Consider the following 22148-nt stretch of genomic DNA (forward strand, 5'->3'; position numbering starts at 1 on the left):
TATTCACTATGCAATTACAGGGGTTCCCGGTCAATTCTGGCGCCGAGCGAAACTCAAGGCGGGAAATACCGCAACGATCATCAAGATAGAAAAAATCAACCAGAAATACGTCCGATGTATGTCGTAAGTAAATGCGTCGTTTGACCCACCACTCAAAGTGGCGTCAACAATTCCCACCCGGCCGTAATCGAGCCCCGCAATAATGCGGCCATAGGGGTCTATGACGGCGGAAATTCCGGTATTGGCACCGCGAATCACCGGCACGCCCGTCTCAACGGCCCGGACCCTCGCCTGCAGAAAATGCTGATAGGGGCCGGGCGTATCACCGAACCAGCCATCATTGGTCACATTCAGGATGGCGGCCGAGCCGGCCAGCCCCGGCGTCATCTCACCCGGGAAAATGATCTCGTAACAGATGAGAGGATAGAAGGTCTTGCCCGAAGGAAGCGTGAGCGGCGTGCGCGAGGAAGCGGCGGAAAAACCTCCCGGCAGGGCGATGACATTGTCGATGCCGAACTCCCGCAGGATGCCTTCAAAGGGGACATATTCGCCAAAAGGAGTGAGATGCACCTTGTCGGTCGCGCCGATGATCTCGCCCTGGCTGTCGATCGCATAGACCGAATTATAATAACGCGGCGGGCGGCCTGCCCCCTGATCTTCCATTCTCACGGCGCCGGTGAACAGCACCTGCCCATCTTCCAGGGTTTTGGCGATTTCCGCCAGAGCATCCGGGTTTTGCGTCAGAATGAACGGCACCGAGGTTTCCGGCCAGACGATGATATCAGGGCGCTTTTTCCCTTCGCCGGGCGGCAGAGCCGAGAGCCGCAGGTGCTCGCCAAAAATCTCCGCCCTGTCCGCGTTCAGCATCTTGCGTGACTGATCGATGGAAGGCTGCACGATCCGAACGGTCAGTGCGTCTGCGGGCACCTCCGCCGGCGTCTGGAGACGGTAGAAGCCATAACCGAAATGGCCGGCCAGTAGCAGCCCCGCCACGGCGAGACCCGACCACATTCCTTTTTTCGTGCCTATCAGCGCCGGCGAGGCGAATATGAAAACCGCAAGCGTCGTCACGCTGAAAAGACCAAGCAGATGTGCCGACTGCATCATGATCGGGATGGGCATGATGCCGTAACCGATGGCGTTCCAGGGAAAGCCGGTGGCTAGGAAGCTGCGCAGCCATTCCGAAAAGCCGAACGCGGCAGCAAGTGCAGCGATACGGCCGAGGCCCTCCGACCAGAGGAGATTGGCTGCGGCAACCGCAAAACCGTAAAACAACGCCAGAAAAGCGGGAAGACCAAGGATGGCGAGCGGCAGCGCCCAGGCGAATTCATCGGCTTCCAGCAGGAGAGCATTGCCGAGCCACCACAGGCCAGCGACGAAGTAACCAAGCCCGAAACACCAGCCGATGCCGAAGGCTGGCAGGATGCGGCTGAAGAGGCCGCCGCCCGGTTTTCCAGTGCAGCCATCCACAAGCCAGACAAGCAGAGTGAAAGAGAAAAACAGCGCTGCAAAAAAGCCGAATGGAGGCAAAGCGAGCGCCCCGACCGCACCTGCGGCAATCGCCATAACTGCGCGGCTCATGCCGCCGGCCAGCATTACCCTGCCTGCAAGACGCTCCATGCCATCTCCGTTTATGCGCGTCCGGAAAAGCCCGCCGCCGACAAGGCCGCGCCACGGAATTTCCCCTCAGACCCGACGTAAAGGAAAAAAGATTCGCAGTCCACAGGAGGCGTGGCGACCGAAGCGCCACTTGTTCTTTTCGACGCCGAACACGGGCATTCATACCTGTCGCATTGATATGTCGAAAGGTGGAAGCGACGGGGAAAAACCCGTCGACCTTCCTTAATCGGCGTTCTGCTGGTGCGTGATAAGGCGAACATCCGGAGCAGGCAGCGCAATCACCTCATTGGCGCCCGCTTCGCCCGGAGCGCGATCATCCTCACCTTCGGAGCCGTGATCCCGGACGATACGAACGCCCTTGATACGCCTGCTATCCGCATCGAGGATCTGGAACTCGAAACCTGGCACGGCCCTGACCACCTCGCCCTTGGCCGGAATGCGGCCGAGCGCGAAGAAGATGAGACCGCCGAGCGTATCGATTTCCTCCAGATGTTCACGCACATCGAATTCCGGCCCGATCGCCTCGGCGAGTTCGGTGAGTTCTGCACGCGCATCCGCGACAAGCACGTCGGCTGAAAGACGCGAAAACATCGCCTCGTCCTTGTCGTGCTCGTCATCGATGTCACCCACGACCATCTCGACGATATCCTCATGGCTGACGAGACCGTCGGTGCCGCCATACTCATCGATCACCAACGCAAGCTGGGTTCTCTGGGCCTGCATCGTCTTCAAAAGGTCGGAGGCCAGCATGGAGGGCGGTGCGAAAAGAATTTTGCGCACCAACCCGGCAGCGGCGACCGTCTGCTCCAGATCGACACGTGCCAGGTCGAAATTCGGCCGCGGTGAACGCGGCGCCTTCACCTCACCGTAAGCGACGCTTCGCGAACCGGCCCGGCGTTTGTTGCGGGCTTGCTTGGCGACATAGGCCAGCAGATCGCGAATGTGGATCATGCCCTTCGGATTATCCAGCGTCTCGTCATAGACCGGCATGCGCGAACGCCCGGTTTCCTCAAAGAGGATCAGCGCATCGCCGATCGTCATATTCTCATCGAGACCGTCGATGTCCACACGCGGGATCATGATATCTTCGACCCGAATCTCGCGGAAACGCAGGATATTGTTGAGCATCGCCCGTTCTTCGGGCGAAAAAGCCGCACCGATTTCGGTGTCGTCCATCAGCGCGTCGGTCAAATCCTCGCGCAGGCGCTCGCCCTGGGATGGTTTCAGCAACCGTGCGATGCGTGACCAGATGGTCGATTTCGGCTTGGCGTTGTAGTCGTGACGTAAGTGACTACTGCCCTCCTCCGAAGAGGACTGCTCGCCGTTTTCTCTGCCCTCATTGGCAGGTCGTGCAGAATGTTCGTTCATGGCTCCAGACAATATTTAAAGCGGTTCCTGACCCGCGTAAGGATCAGATAGGCCAAGCACCGCCAAAATGCGAGTCTCAAGCGACTCCATTTCTTCCGCTTCTTCCTCGTCCATGTGGTCGTAACCGAACAAATGCAGGAACCCATGAACGAGCAGATGGGTCAGATGATCCCCGAAACTCTTCTCAAGTTCAAGGGCCTCGCGTTCAACCGTCTCGCGCGCGATGACGATATCGCCCAGCATGGGGCCCGGCATTCCGCCCGGCTTCAGCGGAAAAGCCGGGAAAGACAGGACATTGGTTGCCTTGTCCTTGTCGCGCCACTCAGCGTTGATTTCGCGAATATTTTCGTCGTCGGTGAAAACCAGCGACAGTTCCACCGGCATTTTCGGGAAGGGTTGGTCCTCTTCCCGCTTCAGGAAATCGACCGCCGCATCCAGCACCCTGGTGGCGAAGGCCAGCAGATCCCCTTCCGAGGACCAGCCTTCGGCCTCGACGCTGATTTGAATATCCAGAGCTGTCATTGCTTTACGTCAGCTGCCCTTTACGAGGCTTTCATCCGGCACGGCCGTGTGGGATTCGTAAGCCCGGACGATACGCGCCACCATCGGATGACGAACGACATCGACATCCTTGAAGCGCACGACGGACACGCCTTCGACATCGGTGAGGATTTGCAGGGCCTCGACAAGACCGGATTTCACGCCGCGCGGCAAATCCACCTGGCTTGGGTCACCGGTCACGATCATGCGGCCGTTCTCACCAAGGCGGGTGAGGAACATCTTCATCTGCATGGTCGTGGTGTTCTGGGCTTCGTCCAGAATGACGGCGGCATTGGCCAGCGTGCGGCCGCGCATGAAGGCCAGCGGTGCGATTTCGATGACGCCCGCCTGAATGGCTCGCTCCACCTTGTCACCCGGCATCATGTCATAAAGCGCGTCGTAAAGCGGACGCAGATAAGGATCGACCTTTTCCTTCATGTCGCCCGGCAGGAAGCCCAGACGCTCACCCGCTTCGACGGCGGGGCGCGACAGGATGATGCGGTCAACCGCGCCGCGCTCCAGAAGCTGCGCCGCATGCGCCACGGCAAGATAGGTCTTGCCGGTGCCGGCGGGGCCGACGCCGAAAACCAGTTCGGACTGCTCCAGCGCCCGCATGTAGACATCCTGTGTCGGCGTGCGGGCAGCGATGGTCTTCTTGCGGGTGGAAATCTGTGCCATGGAAATCTTCGCCTTGCGTTCCATCGTCGGCAAGGTCAGCTGGTCGTCCGCGGCCATGGCCATGCGGATCGCGCCTTCGACATCGGAGACCTCGGCGGTTCCGCCCTTGAGCAGCCGTTCATAGAGGAAATCCAGCGCCCGACGAGCCTGATTGGTGGCAACGACATCGCCGGTGATGGCAACGGAATTACCGCGTGGGCGAGCGTCGATATTGAGGCGCTGTTCCAGAAGCTTCAGGTTCTGATCGAACTGACCGAATAGCTCTCCCGCTATCCTGTTATTCTCGAACGTGAGGACGAAGTGATTGGCGTCGGTCGCGGCTTGGCGTGGCTGGCGCGATGAATTTGATACCAATTCGTGTGCGTTCAAGCGGTCAGGCTCCTGTCCCAATCAGTGTCGGCTCCTCACTCTAACTCCCTGCCACCTCGGCAAACAAGCTGTTTGGACCCGTTGCGGTGATTCGTACATTAACAATGTCACCGATTTTCAAAGTCTTTGCATCAAGATTCACGGATTGCAGCCATGGAGAGCGACCTATCAACTGCTCAGGCATGCGGCCGGGCTTTTCCAGCAGCACATCCATGGTTTTTCCGACCAGCGATTCCGCAAATTCCTTCTGCTGCCGCAGCAACAGGGCCTGCAATCTTTCCAGTCGCTCGGCCTTCACCTCTTCCGCAACCTGATCGGTGAGATCGGCTCCCGGCGTGCCGGGACGGGTGGAATATTTGAACGAGAAGGCCTGCGCATATTTCACCGTCTCGACCATCGCCATCGTATCTTCGAAATCGCGATCCGTCTCACCGGGGAAACCGACAATAAAGTCTCCCGACATGGCAATATCAGGGCGGGCAGCGCGGATTTTTTCGATAAGCTGGATATATTCCTCACCCGTATGGCGACGGTTCATCGCTTTCAGAATGCGGTCCGAACCCGATTGCACCGGCAGATGCAGATAGGGCATCAGGATGCGCAAATCGCGATGCGCGCCGATCAGGCGCTCGTCCATGTCGCGCGGATGGCTGGTGGTGTAGCGAAGCCGTGCAAGGCCGGGAATTTCCGCCAGCCGGTAAAGCAGCTCGGCAAGGCCCCATTTCTCACCCTTCGGGCCTTCGCCCTGCCAGGCATTGACGTTTTGGCCGAGCAGCGTGATCTCGCGCACGCCGGCATCGACGAGCTTCATCGCCTCATCGACGATCTGGCGCACGGGGCGGGAGACTTCCGAACCGCGCGTATAGGGCACGACACAGAAGGTACAGAACTTGTCGCAACCTTCCTGCACCGTCAGAAACGCCGTTACGCCGCGCGTGCGCAGCGTCGCCTTTTCGGCGACAGGCAGGTGCTCGAACTTATCCTCAACCGCATATTCGGTCTCGATGACACGCTCGCCGCCGCGCACCCGCTTCAGGGCGTCCGGCAGGCGATGGTAGGTCTGCGGGCCAATGACGACATCAACGGCGGGCGCACGGCGAAGGATTTCCTCGCCTTCCGCCTGCGCAACGCAACCGGCAACGCCGATCATGAATTCGCGGCCCTGCTCTTCGCGCGATTTTTTCATGTCGCGCAGGCGGCCGAGCGCCGAGTAGACCTTTTCAGCCGCCTTTTCGCGGATATGACAGGTGTTCAGCAGAACCAGATCCGCCTCGCCCATATCTTCCGTCTGAACGTAGCCGTCCTTCGCCAGCGCATCGCTCATACGGACGGAATCGTAGACGTTCATCTGACAGCCATAGGTCTTGATGAAGACCTTTCTGCTGTTCGAACCCTCGCGGGCAATCATGGGTGGGGCGTCGAGGCCAAGCGTTTCCTGGGTCATGGCGGCTATCTAGTGTTTTTCACGGCCAGATTAAACAGAAAAATGCCGGAAAAGCTACGATCTCGCTAATTCCGCCAGCCGCCGCGCAGGCTGAAGGCCAGCATGGAGCGGATGGAGGCGGCGATATCGGTCGCCAGGCGCTTGCGGTTATCCGTGCTGTGAAACGGAACGCTGTCACCGAATGTCACGTCGACATCGATGGCGCCGGCCCTGATGATGCCGAGCAGATGCGGCACGAGCGTGATGCTGCCCGGCCAGGCGGCGATGACGCGATGGTAACGCCCCATGGCCATGCCCTGCACCCTTGTATAGGCGATGGCGACCGGCTGCACATAAACCAGCTTGCCCGGAACCTGTTCAGCGGCGGTGGAGGCCGCACCGAACAGCGAGGATTTGACGGCAAGCATACGGTTGCCGTCGGAGGTGGTGCCTTCGGGAAACAAAACGACGATCTCGCCATCGGCCATGCGGCTGGCGATCTCGCTCACCTGCGCGCCGGTGCTGCGTTTCTGCTCACGCTGAACAAAGATGCTTTTCTGCAAGCGGGCAAGCCAGCCGAACACCGGCCAGTCCCGCACTTCCGTTTTGGCGATGAACACCACGTCGGCAATGCTGCCGAGAACGAGGATGTCCTTCCACGAGGCGTGATTGACCGCAAGCATCAGCGGTTTCGCCCGCTCCACATCGCCATGCACATGCACGCGGATACCGAGAACATGGCAGGCGATGCGATGCCAGAGGCGCGGAATGCGGCGGCGAAGCCGCCAGTCGAAGGCAAGGCCCAATAGTTGCAGCGGCAGCAATATGATCGTGACGATCAGAAGAACGACCGCGATATAGGCTGTCCGGAGCCACATCATGATTGGAACGCCCGTCTGCTCACCGGCGTCTCAGTGTTCGCCGGGCTTCAACGGCACGCCGTAAAGTTCCAGCCGGTGATCCACGAGCTTGAAGCCGTGTTCCCTGGCGATCTTTTCCTGAAGTGCCTCGATCTCGGCGGAATGAAATTCGATGACCACGCCGTTCTTCAAGTCGATCAGGTGATCGTGATGTTCCTCGGGCACGGTCTCATAGCGCGAACGGCCGTCGCGAAAATCGTGACGCTCGATGATGCCGGCATCCTCGAACAGCTTCACCGTTCTATAGACGGTGGAAATCGAGATGCGCGGATCCACGGCGGAGGAGCGGCGGTAAAGCTCCTCGACATCGGGATGGTCGGCTGACTCCTGAAGGACGCGGGCGATGACACGGCGTTGATCCGTCATCCGCATGCCGCGTTCGGCGCAAAGCTCCTCCAGCGTTTTCGAAAGGTCTGTCACGTCTTCTGGCCTTTTGAGAATTCCGGTTTGCGGCTTTCGCCGAAAAATGCCTGTCGCAGGGAACTAGCGAAGATCGCGGCGCATGACAAGCGCCGTCGACTTCGTTCCATCCTTTGCTGCGTAATAGGCCTTGCGTTCCGCGACGGTTTTGAAGCCGAGCTTCCTGTAAAGCCCCAGCGCAGAGGCATTATTATTATCCACCTCAAGAAACATGGTTTCGGCGCCGCGCATCATGGCCTCGCGGATGGCCGACTGCATCAGACGCCAGCCGAGACCGGCGCGTGCGAACTTGTCGGCCACGGCAACGGTCAGGATTTCCGCCTCGCCCGCCACTTCCCGCGCCAGCACGAAACCACCGAGCGGCTTACTGAAAAAGGCGTTGGTCTGGCGTGCGACAGCACCGAAAACCGACCCTTGCGTCAGCAGCCCGGAAAACTCCCCGTCGTTCCACGGGCGCGGAAAGCGCAGCGCATGCAACTCCGCCACCGCGGCGCAATCCTCATGCTGCATCGGCACGATCTCGAAATAGGGCTTCCAGGTCAGATAGTCGTCAAACATAACAGGAATCGGGCATCACAGGAATCATTCGCACATGTTGACGAATGCCCTATCAGGCAACGCCCTGACGTGCCAGCGCAAAACCGGTCTGCGGCCGGGCATCCGGCCCGCGCAGATAAAGCGGCGCGGGTTTCGGCTGGCCAGCTGGCTTGCGCGCAGCAGCACGCGCGACCGAGGCAATCGGGAAGTGATCCGGTCCCGAACCCGCCTCCAACCCCGCCAAAAGCGGCGCGGCTGAACCGATAACGGCGCCATCAAAACCGGTGGTAACCGTTTTGGCGTCGTCCAGGGGCAGAAGCGCAGCATCGCTCAGCGGCGATCCATCCGCACCGAATGTCTGGAGATAGGCTTCGCCGCGCTTGGCATCCAGCGCAACGGCCACGGACCGGCCGGGATTTGCAAGCAGATGATGAAGCGCCAGCGTTTCAAGCGTGGTGACGCCCACGGCCTCGACGCCGAGCGACAGGGCAAAGCCGCGCGCGGCGGCGACCCCGACGCGGATACCGGTGAAAGACCCCGGCCCGATGGTCACGGCGATGCGCCCGACATTCTGGAGCGCCAGTTGCGCCTGCTCCAGCGCACCGTCGATCACCGCCATCAACCTTTCGGCATGGCCCTTGCCGATCGTTTCGCATACCTCGCCGAGCACCCTGTCGGAGGCGCTGTCATAAACGCAGGCGGAACAATCCACACCTGAGGTGTCGAGTGCGAGAACAATCATGATGGCCTGGCTTGCGCTTTTATACCGCTTCGACTTCGCGCACTTCCGGCACGAAATGGCGAAGCAGATTCTGAACGCCATGCTTCAGCGTGGCGGTGGAGGACGGGCAACCCGAGCAGGCGCCCTTCATGTTCAGGAACACCGTGCCGTCGCGGAAACCGCGGAAGGTGATATCGCCGCCATCCTGCGCCACGGCGGGGCGAACGCGGGTATCCAGCAACTCCTTGATGGTGGCGACGATGGTTTCGTCACCCTCTTCGAAGAATTCGCCTTCCTCATCCGATACTTCAGCCGCAACAGCCGTGCCCATGATCGGGCGGCCGGACATGAAATGTTCCATGATCGCGCCCAGAATGGCGGGCTTTAGGTGCTGCCATTCCGCGCCGTCCTTGGTGACGGTGATGAAATCGAAACCGAAATAAACGCCGGTCACGCCCGGAATGGTGAAGAGGCGCTCTGCCAGCGGCGAAGCCTGCGCCTGCGACGGGTTGAGAAACTCCACCGTGCCGCTTTCCAGCACCACCTTGCCCGGCAGGAACTTCAGCGTCGTCGGGTTCGGCGTGGCTTCCGTCTGAATGAACATCGTCTGTCTCCTTCGAGGTCGCCGTTCACGCCCCGTAATTTAGAATTCTTCCAAAAAATACGCCCGGCGAAGCTGCACTTCAAGCCCTGACATGATAATTACATTCAAGAAATCGTCAGCCCCTCAATCTTGCCCGAACAAGGGTCAGCAGAGTGCGTCGATTTCCTCGTCCGACAGCGTATCCGGCAACACGGTGACGGGAATGGGAAAGGCTGCCCCACGTCCGGCGATGGAGGAAACAAGCGGTCCCGGCCCTTCCTTCGTCGAGCCTGCTGCCAGAACGAGAATCGCGATATCGCGGTCTTCCTCGATCAGCCCGTGGATCTGCTCGGTTGCGCTGCCTTCTCGAATGACTGCTTCCGGCTCTATGCCGATTGTTTCGCGTACCTTCTGAGCGATCTTGGCGAGAGTGGCTTCCGCTTCCTCACGCGCTTCGGCCCGCATGATCTGCTCGACACCCAGCCATTGCTGGAAATCGCCTTCCGGGATCATGTAGAGCAGCACCAGCCCGCCATTGGAGTTCTTGGCACGACGACCGGCATAGTGCACGGCCCTTTCGCATTCCGGTGTGTCATCGATAACAGCGAGAAATTTGCGACGATGCCCTTCCAGACGCGACAGCCGTTTTGAAACCATTCTGCACTCCCTAGGTCCGCCGTGATCCGTAAAACCGCCCGACGGTTCGGGCGGAGATTATATCAAATCACGGCAGGCGCAAACCGCCCGCCGCATTCGCGCAGCAGCGACCTGTCAGCGCAGGAAGCCGATGATGTCGCGTACCTCGTTCATCGTCTTTTCGGCGATGGTGCGTGCCCGCTCGCCGCCCTGTTTGAGGATGGCGTCGATATGGGTCGGGTCATCGAGAAGGCGGCGCATCTCGTTGTTGACGGGGGCCAGAACATTAACCGCAAGCTCGACGAGGGCCGGCTTGAACGCCGAGAACTGCTGTCCGCCGAATTCGGAAAGAACATCCGCCTTGGTCCTGTCGGAGAGAGCAGCATAGATGCCGACGAGGTTTTCGGCCTCGGGACGGCCCTTCAGGCCTTCCACTTCGCTCGGCAGCGCGTCCGGATCGGTCTTTGCCTTCTTGATCTTCTTCGAGATCGCATCGACATCATCCATCAGGTTGATGCGCGAAAGATCGGAAGGGTCGGACTTCGACATTTTCTTGGTGCCGTCCTTGAGCGACATCACGCGCGGCGCCGGGCCGCCGATCAACGGCTCCACCATCGGGAAATAGGCGTGCACCGGCTCATCGCCCACGGTGATATCGAGCCCGAGACCCGCCTTGCGGATATGATCGCCGAAATCGATATTGAACTTCTGGGCGATATCGCGGGCAAGTTCCAGATGCTGCTTCTGGTCATCACCAACCGGAACATGCGTGGCGCGATAGACGAGAATGTCGGCAGCCATCAGGCTCGGATAGGCCAGCAGGCCGAGCGAGACCTGTTCGGCATTCTTGCCGGACTTGTCCTTGAACTGCGTCATGCGCTCCATCCAGCCGATGCGCGCCACGCAGTTGAACACCCATGCGAGTTCCGCATGCTGCGGCACGGCCGACTGGTTGAAGACGATATGTTTTACAGGGTCGATGCCCGAGGCGATGAAGGCGGCCGCAATCGAGCGGGTCTGCGCCTTCAGGTCCGTATGAACGAGCTGGGCGGTGATGGCATGCATATCGACGACGCAATAGATGCAGTCGTTATCTTCCTGCAGCGCCACGAATTTGCGGATGGCGCCGAGATAATTACCGAGATGCAGATTGCCGGTCGGCTGGACGCCCGAGAAAACCAGCGGCTTGAATGCGTTCATTGTCGTCCTCGAAAAGGCTTGTGGAGGGCCCCGCCCCGTGATTGGAATTGCACGCGCGCTTATGCACCCGCAGCCCCTCGCAATCAAGCGGTTTCAAGGGCTATCCAAGGCGCGGCTGAAGGAGGTCCCAGCGATTTCCGTAAGGGTCGGCAAAGACCGCGACGGAACCATAAACCTCATGGCGCGGCTCTTCCAGAAAGCGCACGCCGCGGGCGAGCATGGTCTCGTAATCGCGCTGGAAATTATCGGTGTGCAGGAAAAATCCGACACGGCCGCCGGTCTGGTTGCCGATCGCAAGGCGCTGCTCTTCGCCATCGGCCTCGGCAAGCAGCAGGCCCCCGCCATCGGTTCCTTGCGGCTTCACCACCAGCCACCGCTTGCCGTCGCCAAGCGGCTGATCGGACAGGCATTCGAACCCGAGAATGTCGCAATAAAACGCCTTCGCCCGATCGTAATCGTCCACGACAAGCGTGACGAGCGCGATGCGGCGGTTCTCGGCAAAGGACATCAGCCCGCCTCCGTTTCGACGTTCTTTTTGCCGCGCTTGCGGATGGCTCGCTTGACCATGCCGATATCGGCTCCACCCGAAACAAAGGCCAGCACGAAATAGACCAGCATGGCTGCGAAAACGAGAGCCATGATGGTGCCCGCCCGCACGAAAATGGACGAGGCGGAAGACAGTTCGAAAGTCAGCCAGGTCAACGCGTAGTGCACGAAAACAGCCATCAACGCCGCAGCCAGCAGCAAACGCGGAATGCGGGTGAGCAGCGGAATATCCACATGCCAGTGCCCGCGCCACAAAAGCATGCCGAACAGAAGGGCGGCATTGACCCAGCCGGCGGTGATTTCGGCGATGGCGATGCCCGGACCGCCAAGACGCGGGAAGAGCGTCAGCGCCAGGGATACGTTCACGACGACGGAAATCGCCGCGAAGATCATTGGTGTGCGCGTATCCTCACGGGCGAAGAAGCCCGGAATGAAGGCCTTAATCAGCACAAAAGCCGGCAGACCAAGACCATAGATACCAAGGATTTGCGCGACGGTGACAGTGGCTGAAGGCGAGAAATTGCCGCGCTCGTAAAGAAAACGAACGATAGGCTCCGCCATGACGAGAAGTGCTGCGGCAGCCGGCAATGTCAGGAACAGTACGAATTCGACCGAGCGGTTCTGCAGGCTTCCGGCCTCCACCATATGCCCGCCGCGCAACGCCCGCGCCAATTCCGGCAGAAGCACGGTGGCCACCGCGATGCCGACGACGCCGAGCGGCAGCTGGTAGATTCGGTCGGCATAGGCAAGCGACGAGATCACGCCCTCGCCGGCAGAGGCGATATTGGTGTTGATCAGCAGATTGATCTGGGTGATGCCGCCGGTAATCGCTGCCGGCAGCGCAAGAACCAGGAGGCGCTGCACATTCTTCGTCAGCCGGGGCCTGCGGAAACCGATGCGCATGCCGGCATTGCGCACGGCTATCCAGACAATGGCGAGCTGCACCAGACCCGCTGCCATCACACCCCATGAAAGCGCATAGCCGACTTGAAGCGGATCGTAATTCTTCCACCAAGCCAGCGCGAGCACGCCGATGAGAATGATATTAAGGAATACGGGAGCAATCGCCGCCGCAAAATAACGGTGCAGAGAGTTCAGCATGCCGCCCATCATTGCCGCCAGAGACATGCAGGCGAGATAGGGGAACATGATGGTGGCGAGATGCACGGTGTTGTCGAATTTCACCGGGTCTTCCAGAAAGCCCGGCGCGATCACCGTGCGCACGATGAATGGCATCGACAGTTCCATCAGGATCGTCAGGGCCAAAAGCACGGTGAACAGGACGCCGAAGACTTCCTCGGAAAAGCGTCTCGCGCCTTCCATGCCGTTCGCCTCGATTTCCTTGGCGAAAAGCGGCACGAAGGCCGAGTTGAAAGCGCCTTCAGCAAACAGCCGCCGGAAGGTATTGGGGAAACGGAAAGCAGCATTGAAAGCATCCGCCACCGGGCCGGTGCCGACGGCGGCTGCCATCAGGGTTTCGCGCAGGAAGCCGAAAATGCGGCTGCCGAGCGTGGCTGTGCCGACGGTGGCGAACTTGCCGATCAGGCTCATAATCTCAAGCCTTTGCCGTGCGCGCGGCCGGCAGGGCCGCCACGTCTGGGTGGGCGATGATGCCATTCGGCATACGGTCTCGCAATTCGTCTTCCTGCTCGCTCATCACCGCCTTCAGGCGCGTGGCGATGCTGGCCTGCCGGTTGTCATTCGTCACCTTCTGGCCGAAGAGGTCCGTCACATAGAAGGTGTCGATGACCTTCTCCCCGAAGGTGGTGATGCGGGCGGAGTGAATATCGAGCGACAGATCCGCGATAACGGCCGTCATATCCGCCAGAAGCCCCGGCCGGTCGAGGCATTCCACTTCGATGACGGTGAACTTGTTCGACAGCCCGTTGGAGATGATGACGGAGGGCGGAATAGTGAAGGCGCTCTTCTTCTTGCGGCTCTTGGTGCGGGTAGCGATCATTTCCGGCAGGCGCTGCTTGCCGGAGAGAACCTCCTCGATGAGCTTGCCGACATTGTTGCCGCGCCGCGTCTCGTCCTCATCGATCGGAAATTCGCGGTTGATGAGGATCGTATCGAGCGCCCGCCCATCGGACGTCGTGAAGATTTGCGCATCGGCGATATTGGCGCCGGCGGCAGCACAGGCGCCGGTGATGATGGACAGCAGACGCGGATGGTCGGGCGCCAGCACGGTGATTTCGGTGATGGCGTGGAAGGAATGGGTGCGCACCATGGTCGACAGCGCTTTTTCCTGCTTGTCGGCCTCCCGGATGAAGCGGGTGTGACGCACCTGGTCTTCGAGCGCCACCGTCAGCAGATAGGGCTCGTAGTGCAGCTTGGTATATTTGCGCCGCGCCTTCTGGCCCCAGTCGTCGAGGGCGTCGTAGAGCGCCTGCCGGGCGATCTGCGCGCGCTCCTTGCGGGAGACTTCCGAGAAGCCGCCCGACAGCAGCAGTTCGGTCTCGTAATAAAGCGAACGCAGCAGCTGCCCCTTCCAGCCGTTCCAAACGCCGGGACCGACGGCGCGGATATCGCAGACCGTCAAGATGAGCAGCATCTTCAGCCGCTCCATGGATTGCACCTTGTCGGCAAAATCGGTGATGGTCTTGCGGTCATGCAGATCGCGCGTCTGGGCGACCATGGACATCAAAAGATGCTGCTCGATCAGCCAGACCACCGTTTCGGTCTGCTTGCCGGTGAGGCGAAAACGTTGGCAGAGCTTGCGGGCAACACGCGCGCCGGCAATCGAGTGGTCTTCCTGCCGGCCCTTTGCCACATCGTGCAACAGAACGGCAACATAGAGCGCCTCACGTTCCTCGACGCTGGGCATCAGCTGGTTGGCAAGCGGATGGGCATCGACGGCCGTTCCCTTGTCCACTTCCGACAGCACGCCGACAGAGCGGATCAGATGCTCATCCACCGTATAGTGATGATACATGTTGAACTGCATCATCGCGACGATCTTGCCGAATTCGGGGATGAACTTGCCGAGCACGCCTGCCTCGTTCATGCGGCGCAGGGTCAACGCCGGATCGCGCCGTGATGTCAGGATCGACAGGAAAAGCCGATTAGCCTCCTCGTTTTCCCGCAGCTCGTCATTGATGAGCGACAGCGAGCGGGTGACGACACGCAGCGCATCGGGATGCAGTTCGAGATTGTTGATATCGGCAATGTGGAACAGCCGGATCAGATTGACCGGGTCGTTCTTGAAGACGTCGGGTTTGGCAAGCGCGATACGCCCCCGATCCTCGACGAATTCCACCGAGCCGGGGATTTTACGCACGCGATGGGCAAAGCGGCTCAGCACACCGGAAAGGCCCGGCACATCCTTCGCCTGCCGGTCTTCCAGTGCGGCGCAGACGATGCGCGTCAGATCGCCGACATCCTTCGCCACGAGAAAATAGTGCTTCATGAAACGCTCAACGGCGGAGAGGCCGGGGCGCGGCTGATAATTCAGGGCATCAGCAATCTCACGCTGGATGTCGAAGGAAAGGCGCTCTTCCGCCTTGCCGGTGATGAAATGCATCTGGCAACGCACAGCCCAGAGAAAATCATCGGCCTTTTCGAACAGCCTGAGTTCAGGCCGCGACAGGACGCCGAGCTTGACCAGATCGGCCGTATCGCGGACGTGATAATAATATTTGGCGATCCAGAACAGCGTGTGCAGGTCGCGCAGGCCACCCTTGCCTTCCTTGACGTTCGGCTCCACCAGATAACGCGTATCGCCCGCCTTGCGGTGGCGCTGGTCGCGCTCGGCGAGCTTGGCGGCGATGAATTCCGGGCCGGTTCCGGTGACGACTTCTGACTCGAAGCGCTTTTCGAGATCGTCGGTCAGGGATTTCTTGCCGCAGATCGCCCGCACTTCCAAAATAGCGGTGCGGATCGTCATGTCGGATTTGGAGAGGCGGATGCATTCATCCACCGTGCGGGTGGCGTGGCCGACCTTGAAGCCGAGATCCCAGAGGAGATAGAGCACGAACTCCACGGCCTTGTGCATGTCAGGTGTGTTCTTGGTGGGAAGCAAGAACAGGAGGTCGATATCCGATCCCGGCGCCAGTGTGCCGCGTCCATAACCGCCAACCGCGGCGACCGCGATCTGCGGCGCATCTTTCGGATAGACGTATTGGCAGGCGAGATCATAGAGCGTTTCGATCAGCCGATCCTGGAGCCAGGAGATGCGCCGGGCGCAGTCAATGCCGCTGCCATCGGCTTTCAGTAGTTCTCTGGCCTTTTCCCGGCCTTCCGTACTGGCCTTGCGGAAGATCGGCAGTAGATCGGACTTGATATCGGCGATGCGTTTGCCGTCTTCCTTGAAGATGATGTCACAGTCACGCTTCAGCGCCGATACATCGAGAATGTCGGAAAAATCCAGGTCCTTGATGGCCATCTATGCCGGTATCCATGTCCTGTGGGAAATCCCACCACTTGCGATGGGAGTGTCCTATAGCGAGTTTTAAAGGCGATGGACAGGCAGTCTATCCTCTTAAGCCTTGCCAAGTTCTTTCTTCAACGCATAGAGCGCGTCCAATGCCTCACGCGGCGTCATTTCGTCGGGGTTGAAGCCTTTCAGAGCTTCCTCCAGCTTCGATGGTCCGGCCTTGCGGGTTTCCTCGCGGCGAACCGCGATCTGGAACAGCGGCAGATCGTCGATCAACTGGCTGGCCGGGTTCTTGCGGTCGGCATCTTCAAGCTTCGTCAGCACCTCGCGGGCGCGTTCCACCACCGATGCAGGCAAGCCCGCAAGCCGGGCCACCTGAATGCCATAGGAACGATCCGCAGCACCCGGTCCGACCTCGTGCAGGAAGATGACGTCACCTTCCCACTCCTTCACCCGCATCGTGGCATTGGAAAGGCGGCCGAGTTTTTCCGACAGCACTGTCAATTCGTGGAAGTGGGTAGCGAAGAGACCACGGCAACGATTGACCTCATGCAGATGCTCCACCGCCGCCCAGGCGATGGAAAGACCGTCAAAAGTTGCGGTGCCCCGGCCGATCTCATCCAGAATGACCAGCGAGCGATCCGTCGCCTGATTGAGGATGGCGGCGGTTTCCACCATTTCCACCATGAAGGTCGAGCGGCCGCGCGCCAGATCATCGGAGGCACCGACACGGGAAAACAGCCGATCGACGACACCGATATGGGCGGCTTCCGCCGGAACGAAGGAACCGATCTGCGCGAGGATGGCGATCAGCGCATTCTGGCGCAGGAAGGTCGATTTACCGCCCATATTCGGGCCGGTGAGCAGCCATATCGCGCCGTTCTTACCACCGTTGACGGCTGACAGATCGCAATTATTGGCGATGAAGGGTCCGGCAGACTGCCGCCGCAACGCCTGCTCCACCACCGGGTGCCGCCCGCCCTTGATGACAAAGGTCATGGAAGCATCAACGATCGGTCGGCAATAGGCCTGTTCGGTAGCGAGATAGGCAAGGCTCGAGGCAACATCGATCACCGCAAGCGCCAGTGCGCCGGCCTTGATCGCTTCCGCCTGTTGCACAACGGCCCTGACCATGCGCTCGAAGGCTTCCAGTTCCATGGTCAAAGCCTGCGCAGCGGCATTGGCGATGCGGCTTTCAAGATCGGAAAGCTCGGTGGTGGTGAAGCGCATGGCGCCTGCCATGGTCTGGCGGTGGATAAAACGCGCCTTGGCCTCGTCCGTCGCTGTCATCACATCGGCATTGCCAGCCGTCACCTCGATAAAATAGCCAAGCACATTGTTGTGCTTGATCTTGAGCGACTTGATGCCGGTCTCATCGGCATATTTCAGTTGCAGCCCGGCAATCACCCGGCGCGACTGGTCGCGAAGCGCCCGCACCTCGTCGAGTTCGGGATTGGCGCCTTCACGCAGGAAACCGCCATCACGCTTCAGAAGCGGGAGATCGTCGGCAAGCATCGAGCCGAGCATGGCTTCGAGACCGCCGGGCAGGGCTTTTAAATCGGCGAGCGCCGCCGCCAGCTCGTCCGGCAACAATCCCTGATCGAGAATGGCGGCAATCCTCTCGGCAGAAGCCAGCCCCTGCCTGATGGCGCCGAGATCGCGCGGGCCGCCGCGCTCCAGCGCAAGACGGGAGAGCGCACGCGGCATATCCGCAACCTGTTTCAGCGCATCACGCAGGCCGTCACACAGCGAGACGTCATCGATCAGATAGGCCACGGCATCGAGGCGAGCGTTTATTTTTTCCGGGTCGGTCAAGGGCGACATCAGCCGCTCGGCCAGAAGCCGCGCGCCACCGCCTGTTACCGTACGGTTCAGGGCATGCAGCAGCGATCCGTCCCTTTCGCCCGACAGCGTCTTCACCAGCTCCAGATTGGCGCGGGTGGCGGGGTCGATGAAAAGGGTCGAAGCGGCGCTTTCGCGCTCCGGCGCACCGAGTGGCGGGCGCTCGGCGATCTGGGTCTTTTCGACATAGGCAACGGCAGCGGCGGCGGCCGCCATTTCCACCCGCGAAAAGGTGCCGAAGCCGTCCAGCGTCGAGACGTTGAAATAACGCGCGATGCGCCCTTCCGCCGTGGCGCTGTCGAAGAGGATCGCCGGCTGCGGCACCGCCACGCGGCCAAGCACATCGAAGACCGGCCGCAGTTCCTCGTCATGGAAGAGGCTGTCGGCGACGATCAACTCGCGCGGATCGATGCGCCAGATATCGGCCAGAAGCCGCGTCAGCGTGGTTTCCGCCAGACGGAAGACGCCGGTGGAAATATCGATCCAGGCGAGCGCAAACTGCGCTTCGGCGCTGCCGCGAATGCGGGCGAGCGCCATCAGATAGTTGGATTCCGTCGGCGACAGCAGTTTTTCTTCGGTCAGCGTACCGGGCGTGACAAGCCGCACCACATCACGCTTGACCACGGATTTCGATCCGCGCTTCTTGGCTTCCGCCGGATCTTCCACCTGTTCGCAGACGGCGACGCGATAACCGCGCAGGATGAGTTTCTGCAGATAATCATCCGCCGCATGGACGGGGACGCCGCACATGGGGATATCATGACCCATATGCTGGCCGCGTTTCGTCAGCGTGATGCCCAGAGCGCGGGAAGCCTCAACCGCATCGTCGAAGAACAATTCGTAAAAATCGCCCATGCGGTAGAACAGCAGCGAACCGGGATTGTTCGCCTTGATCTCGATATATTGCTCCATCATCGGAGTGGCCGTCGCGCGGCTCTCTTCCGAGATCAGGGAAGCGGTTGTCAGAACGTCCGTCAATGGCCTGCCGATGTCATATCGTGTTGCGGAAAAGAAGGGCCGACACTAGCGGCAATCTCCACCTCAACACAACACGCGCGGGAACGCTGCCCACAGGAACATCCCGCCCGACTGCGCCGAAACCCGGTCAGCCGTTGATGCGCTCGGCCTCGCCGCCATAATAGCTGATGTAACGGCCGGCGATGGACGAAACCGGCAGGACCACGAGGACGTCTGTAGTATTGAAGGCATGGTCCACGACCGCGCCGGAGCCGAACATGGCGCCAAGGCGCATATAGCCCTTGATCAGCGGCGGCATGGCGTTCAGCGCCTTGCGGGCGTTGAGCGCCTCTGCCGGAACGAGGTCCATCTCATGATAAAGCTCGGGAAGGGCGGAGGCTTCCCACTCGCCCTTGGCCACGCAATTATGGTGCAGGAAGGACAGGGCAAGCGCGTGGGCTTCCGGCTGCACGCCGGGGAAGGAGGCGCAACCGATCATGGCATCCATGCGGTGTTTCACGGCATAGGCCCAGTTGCCCTGCCACAGAAGCTCGACGGTGCGTTTGGTGCGATATTCGGGCAGCACGCAGGAACGGCCAAGCTCCATGAAACGCTTGCCCGGATGGCGCGCAACGAGACCGGCGATGTCGAATTCGCTGGCGGAATAAAAACCGTTATTGGCAAGCGCGATTTCCTGCCGCAGCAGGCGATAGGTGCCGACGATCTGGTCTTCGCTGTCGCCTTCGATCGCCTTGTCGAGCACCAGCAGATGATCGCAGACACTGTCCCAGGCGTCGATGTCGCGCTTGCGGCGCATGGCTTCCGCGGGAAGCCGCGCCTTCATTTCCTCGACGAAAACCCGGTAACGCACGGATTGCGCGGCATCGATCTCGCGTTCATTTCTGGCGAGCCGTGTTTCCAGCGTGCCGATACGGCCGAAAAGACCCTCATTGTCCTGAGCTGCCTCGGGACGAGGATGAATGACAACATTGTTTTCACAAATGTCGTGATTGAGGATTTCGGCAACCATGGGGAATCGCTCCGCCACCAAAGAATTTTCCTGTCATAAATCACTAATTGACGACAGAATAGTGACAAAATGCCGCCAGCGCGAGTCTGTCAAGTTATGATAGCGACAGGCGTTTCGCCTCCAGCAGACGGCGAATTTCCTCAACCAGCCGTCGCGGGTCGGCAGGCTTGGTCAAAACCGCACCGACACCGGCCCCAAGCAGGATTTCGGCAGTCGCGTCACTTGCATCTGCGCTGAGCACGATGACGGGAATATTTCTTTCGCCCTTCATCTTATGGAGAAGGTCGGGAAGCACATCGAGCCCCTCGCCGCCCGGCATGTTGAGATCGGAGACGATGAGATCAGGCAGGCGGGTTGCGCCCGGCTCCACAGAAAGCCGCAACGCCTCAAAATCCTCGACAGCGCGGACGATATAGCCGCTTTTTTCCAGAACGGCGCGGATGATGCGCTGATTGACGGCATCGTCTTCGGCCACGAGTATCTCGATACCGCTCGCCCCTTCCGCCACCCGCGAGGAAAATCCCACATCCGGGTGGTTGTCGTTGATGGCGTCGCGCCTCTCAATGCCGCGCAGACGGCCGCACAGGACGTCGATCAGGGATTTTTCCCGCAATGGCCGGATCAACCAGGCATCGAAGGCCACATGCATGGTCGACGGCCGCTCTTCGGGGCTGACCAGCAGCGTGCGGCGGACATTCTGTTGCGGCCAATCCTTCAGGGCGTCCCTGAAGAGCGGCGAAATGCGCCGGTCGACGATGATATCGGTAAGGTCGGCCGCTCGCGTGGCAGAAACCTTCCTCAGCTTTTCCAGATCCTCAGGCTGATGGATGAGAGTGCATTGACCGCCGAAAGCCTCGATCGCCTCCATCGTCACCGCCGCCGCGACGCCCTTCGGTGCGATGAGCAGGACATTTGTATGCCGCAGGCAATGACGCCGTCCCGGATCCGCCATTTCGGCAGGCGCACCCGCCGGGCGAAACGCCAATTTGAAAGTGCTGCCCTTGCCCTTGCGGCTGGAAACCGTGAGGCGGCCACCGAATTCCCGCACAATACGGGCGGAAATCGCAAGTCCAAGGCCGGTGCCGGCACTTCGCTGCGACAACGGGCCCGCCTGCTCGAATTCCCCAAAAATACGGGCCTGTTCCGCCCGGCTCATGCCCGGGCCGGTATCCTCGACGGCAATGTGCAATTCGTCGTCGGCCATGCGCGCCCGGATGACGACGCCGCCTTCCTGCGTGAATTTGACGGCATTGCCGAGGAGATTGAAGAGGACCTGACGTAGCCTCGCCGGGTCGAAATCGAGATGATCGGGCACATTCGGCGCAACGAAGGAGGTGATTTCTATGCCTTTTTCATGGGCGCGATGGGCCAGCATCTCGACGATGCTCTCGATCAGCCGGCGCAGGTTTTCCGCGCGCGGATTGAGCCTGAAACGGCCGGCCTCCATGGTCGAATAATCCAGCAGATCCTCGACAAGCTGCACCAGCGACTGGCCGGATTGCCGCATGCCATCGAGATAATTTCGCTGCTCCTCGTTGAGCCTCGTCTGCGACAGAAGATGGTTCATGCCGAGCATGCCGGAAAGCGGCAGGCGAATTTCATGGCTTACGGTGGCAAGCAGCCGCGCCTTTTCGGCATCGGCCTTTTCGGCGCGCAGCCGGGCGTCCTCGCGCTCGCCGAGCGCAAGCCGCTCTTCGGTCACGTCTCGGGCGACGCTGCTGATGAGAAGACGGCTGCTTGCCAGATCGCGGGTCACGACATCATGCCAGGAAAAGATGCGCTGACCGAACGGGGTTGCGATCTCCACATCATAGGCATGGACCTTGTCGCCCGGACGGAAAGCGATGCCGATTTCCTCGCAGCTCAGCCCTTCGGGCGCCGCACAGCCGGTCATTTCGCGAAAGACCCGGTTCGCTTCGACAATGCGCCGGTTCATGTCACGGATCACGACGATATCGCCCATGAATTCCTGCATCTCGGCAATCAGCGAGCGGTTTTGCGTTTGCCGCAGCTGAAGATCGGAATCCGCAGCCCGCACGGTGGGCTGATGGAAAGATTCATCAAAGAGCGCATAGAGCAGCACACCGACGAGAACCGCGCCAAAGAAGGTCGCCAGCGCAACGGTAACCGCATAAGGCACCGCAAGCGCGATCAGGGCTGCGGAAAAAGCCCCGACCGATAACGACGCGGCGACATAGAGCGCAATCGACCTGGTATCGGTCGCATGTTCTTCATCAGCATGGCGCGTTGTTGCCTCGACACGATCCGCCGGCTGCGCCGCCGTCGCGGCCAGGCCCAGCTCGTCTGAAACCTTCTGCCGAAGTCTTGCCAGTTCGCTCATAGGCAACCGCTACCACGGCAGCGGTTTTGATATGTTTGGCTG

The 22148-nt window shown here is 60.3% G+C and carries 18 protein-coding genes; all 18 read right to left on the reverse strand.

All coding sequences use genetic code 11. The features are described 5' to 3' along the window. Positions 1-30: 30 nt before the first annotated feature. Complete coding sequence (gene lnt / locus BTE54_RS02590; protein ID WP_078051328.1) at positions 31-1620, reverse strand: apolipoprotein N-acyltransferase; 1590 nt, start codon at positions 1618-1620, stop codon at positions 31-33. Between the two features lie 222 nt (positions 1621-1842). Continuing rightward, complete coding sequence (locus tag BTE54_RS02595; protein WP_078051329.1) at positions 1843-2988, reverse strand: hemolysin family protein; 1146 nt, start codon at positions 2986-2988, stop codon at positions 1843-1845. A 15-nt stretch (positions 2989-3003) separates the two neighbouring features. Beyond that, a complete protein-coding gene (gene ybeY, locus BTE54_RS02600; protein WP_078051330.1) occupies positions 3004-3510 on the reverse strand; it encodes an rRNA maturation RNase YbeY in 507 nt (168 codons plus the stop codon). Positions 3511-3519: 9 nt separating this feature from the next. Beyond that, positions 3520-4575: a PhoH family protein gene (locus BTE54_RS02605; RefSeq protein ID WP_078051331.1), complete on the reverse strand. Its 1056-nt coding sequence runs from the start codon at positions 4573-4575 to the stop codon at positions 3520-3522. Positions 4576-4615: 40 nt separating this feature from the next. Further along, on the reverse strand, positions 4616-6019 hold the full coding sequence (miaB, locus tag BTE54_RS02610) for a tRNA (N6-isopentenyl adenosine(37)-C2)-methylthiotransferase MiaB (RefSeq protein ID WP_065654573.1): 1404 nt from the start codon (positions 6017-6019) through the stop codon (positions 4616-4618). Positions 6020-6084: 65 nt separating this feature from the next. Beyond that, a complete protein-coding gene (locus BTE54_RS02615) occupies positions 6085-6879 on the reverse strand; it encodes a lysophospholipid acyltransferase family protein (RefSeq protein ID WP_065654574.1) in 795 nt (264 codons plus the stop codon). 30 nt (positions 6880-6909) lie between these two features. After that, positions 6910-7338, reverse strand: coding sequence for a Fur family transcriptional regulator (locus tag BTE54_RS02620; protein ID WP_003503749.1), 429 nt, complete (start codon positions 7336-7338; stop codon positions 6910-6912). 63 nt (positions 7339-7401) lie between these two features. Then, positions 7402-7896 (reverse strand): N-acetyltransferase, encoded by a 495-nt coding sequence (locus BTE54_RS02625; RefSeq protein ID WP_078051332.1) that lies wholly within the window; start codon positions 7894-7896, stop codon positions 7402-7404. Positions 7897-7948: 52 nt separating this feature from the next. Continuing rightward, positions 7949-8617 (reverse strand): tRNA (adenosine(37)-N6)-threonylcarbamoyltransferase complex dimerization subunit type 1 TsaB, encoded by a 669-nt coding sequence (gene tsaB / locus BTE54_RS02630; RefSeq protein WP_078051333.1) that lies wholly within the window; start codon positions 8615-8617, stop codon positions 7949-7951. A gap of 19 nt (positions 8618-8636) precedes the next feature. Next, positions 8637-9200 carry a NifU family protein gene (locus BTE54_RS02635; protein ID WP_078051334.1) on the reverse strand — a complete coding sequence of 188 codons (564 nt, stop codon included), beginning with the start codon at positions 9198-9200 and terminating at the stop codon, positions 8637-8639. 144 nt (positions 9201-9344) lie between these two features. Then, complete coding sequence (locus tag BTE54_RS02640) at positions 9345-9836, reverse strand: universal stress protein (RefSeq protein WP_003503758.1); 492 nt, start codon at positions 9834-9836, stop codon at positions 9345-9347. A 114-nt stretch (positions 9837-9950) separates the two neighbouring features. Beyond that, a complete protein-coding gene (gene trpS, locus BTE54_RS02645) occupies positions 9951-11015 on the reverse strand; it encodes a tryptophan--tRNA ligase (RefSeq protein WP_059759352.1) in 1065 nt (354 codons plus the stop codon). 100 nt (positions 11016-11115) lie between these two features. Further along, positions 11116-11523, reverse strand: a complete 408-nt coding sequence (locus BTE54_RS02650; RefSeq protein ID WP_078051335.1) for a VOC family protein — start codon at positions 11521-11523, stop codon at positions 11116-11118. Further along, positions 11523-13112 carry a murein biosynthesis integral membrane protein MurJ gene (murJ, locus tag BTE54_RS02655; protein ID WP_078051336.1) on the reverse strand — a complete coding sequence of 530 codons (1590 nt, stop codon included), beginning with the start codon at positions 13110-13112 and terminating at the stop codon, positions 11523-11525. Before murJ ends, BTE54_RS02650 begins: the two co-directional genes overlap by 1 nt. A 4-nt stretch (positions 13113-13116) precedes the next feature. Then, positions 13117-15945 carry a [protein-PII] uridylyltransferase gene (locus BTE54_RS02660; RefSeq protein ID WP_065654578.1) on the reverse strand — a complete coding sequence of 943 codons (2829 nt, stop codon included), beginning with the start codon at positions 15943-15945 and terminating at the stop codon, positions 13117-13119. A 96-nt stretch (positions 15946-16041) separates the two neighbouring features. Further along, positions 16042-18756, reverse strand: coding sequence for a DNA mismatch repair protein MutS (gene mutS, locus BTE54_RS02665; RefSeq protein WP_198939054.1), 2715 nt, complete (start codon positions 18754-18756; stop codon positions 16042-16044). Between the two features lie 127 nt (positions 18757-18883). Further along, positions 18884-19765: a GNAT family N-acetyltransferase gene (locus BTE54_RS02670; RefSeq protein ID WP_065654580.1), complete on the reverse strand. Its 882-nt coding sequence runs from the start codon at positions 19763-19765 to the stop codon at positions 18884-18886. Between the two features lie 94 nt (positions 19766-19859). Further along, positions 19860-22106 carry an ATP-binding protein gene (locus BTE54_RS02675; RefSeq protein WP_078051338.1) on the reverse strand — a complete coding sequence of 749 codons (2247 nt, stop codon included), beginning with the start codon at positions 22104-22106 and terminating at the stop codon, positions 19860-19862. Between the last annotated feature and the right edge of the window lie 42 nt (positions 22107-22148).

It is taken from the genome of Agrobacterium sp. YIC 4121, assembly GCF_002008205.1.
Classification (GTDB): Bacteria; Pseudomonadota; Alphaproteobacteria; order Rhizobiales; family Rhizobiaceae; genus Agrobacterium; species Agrobacterium leguminum.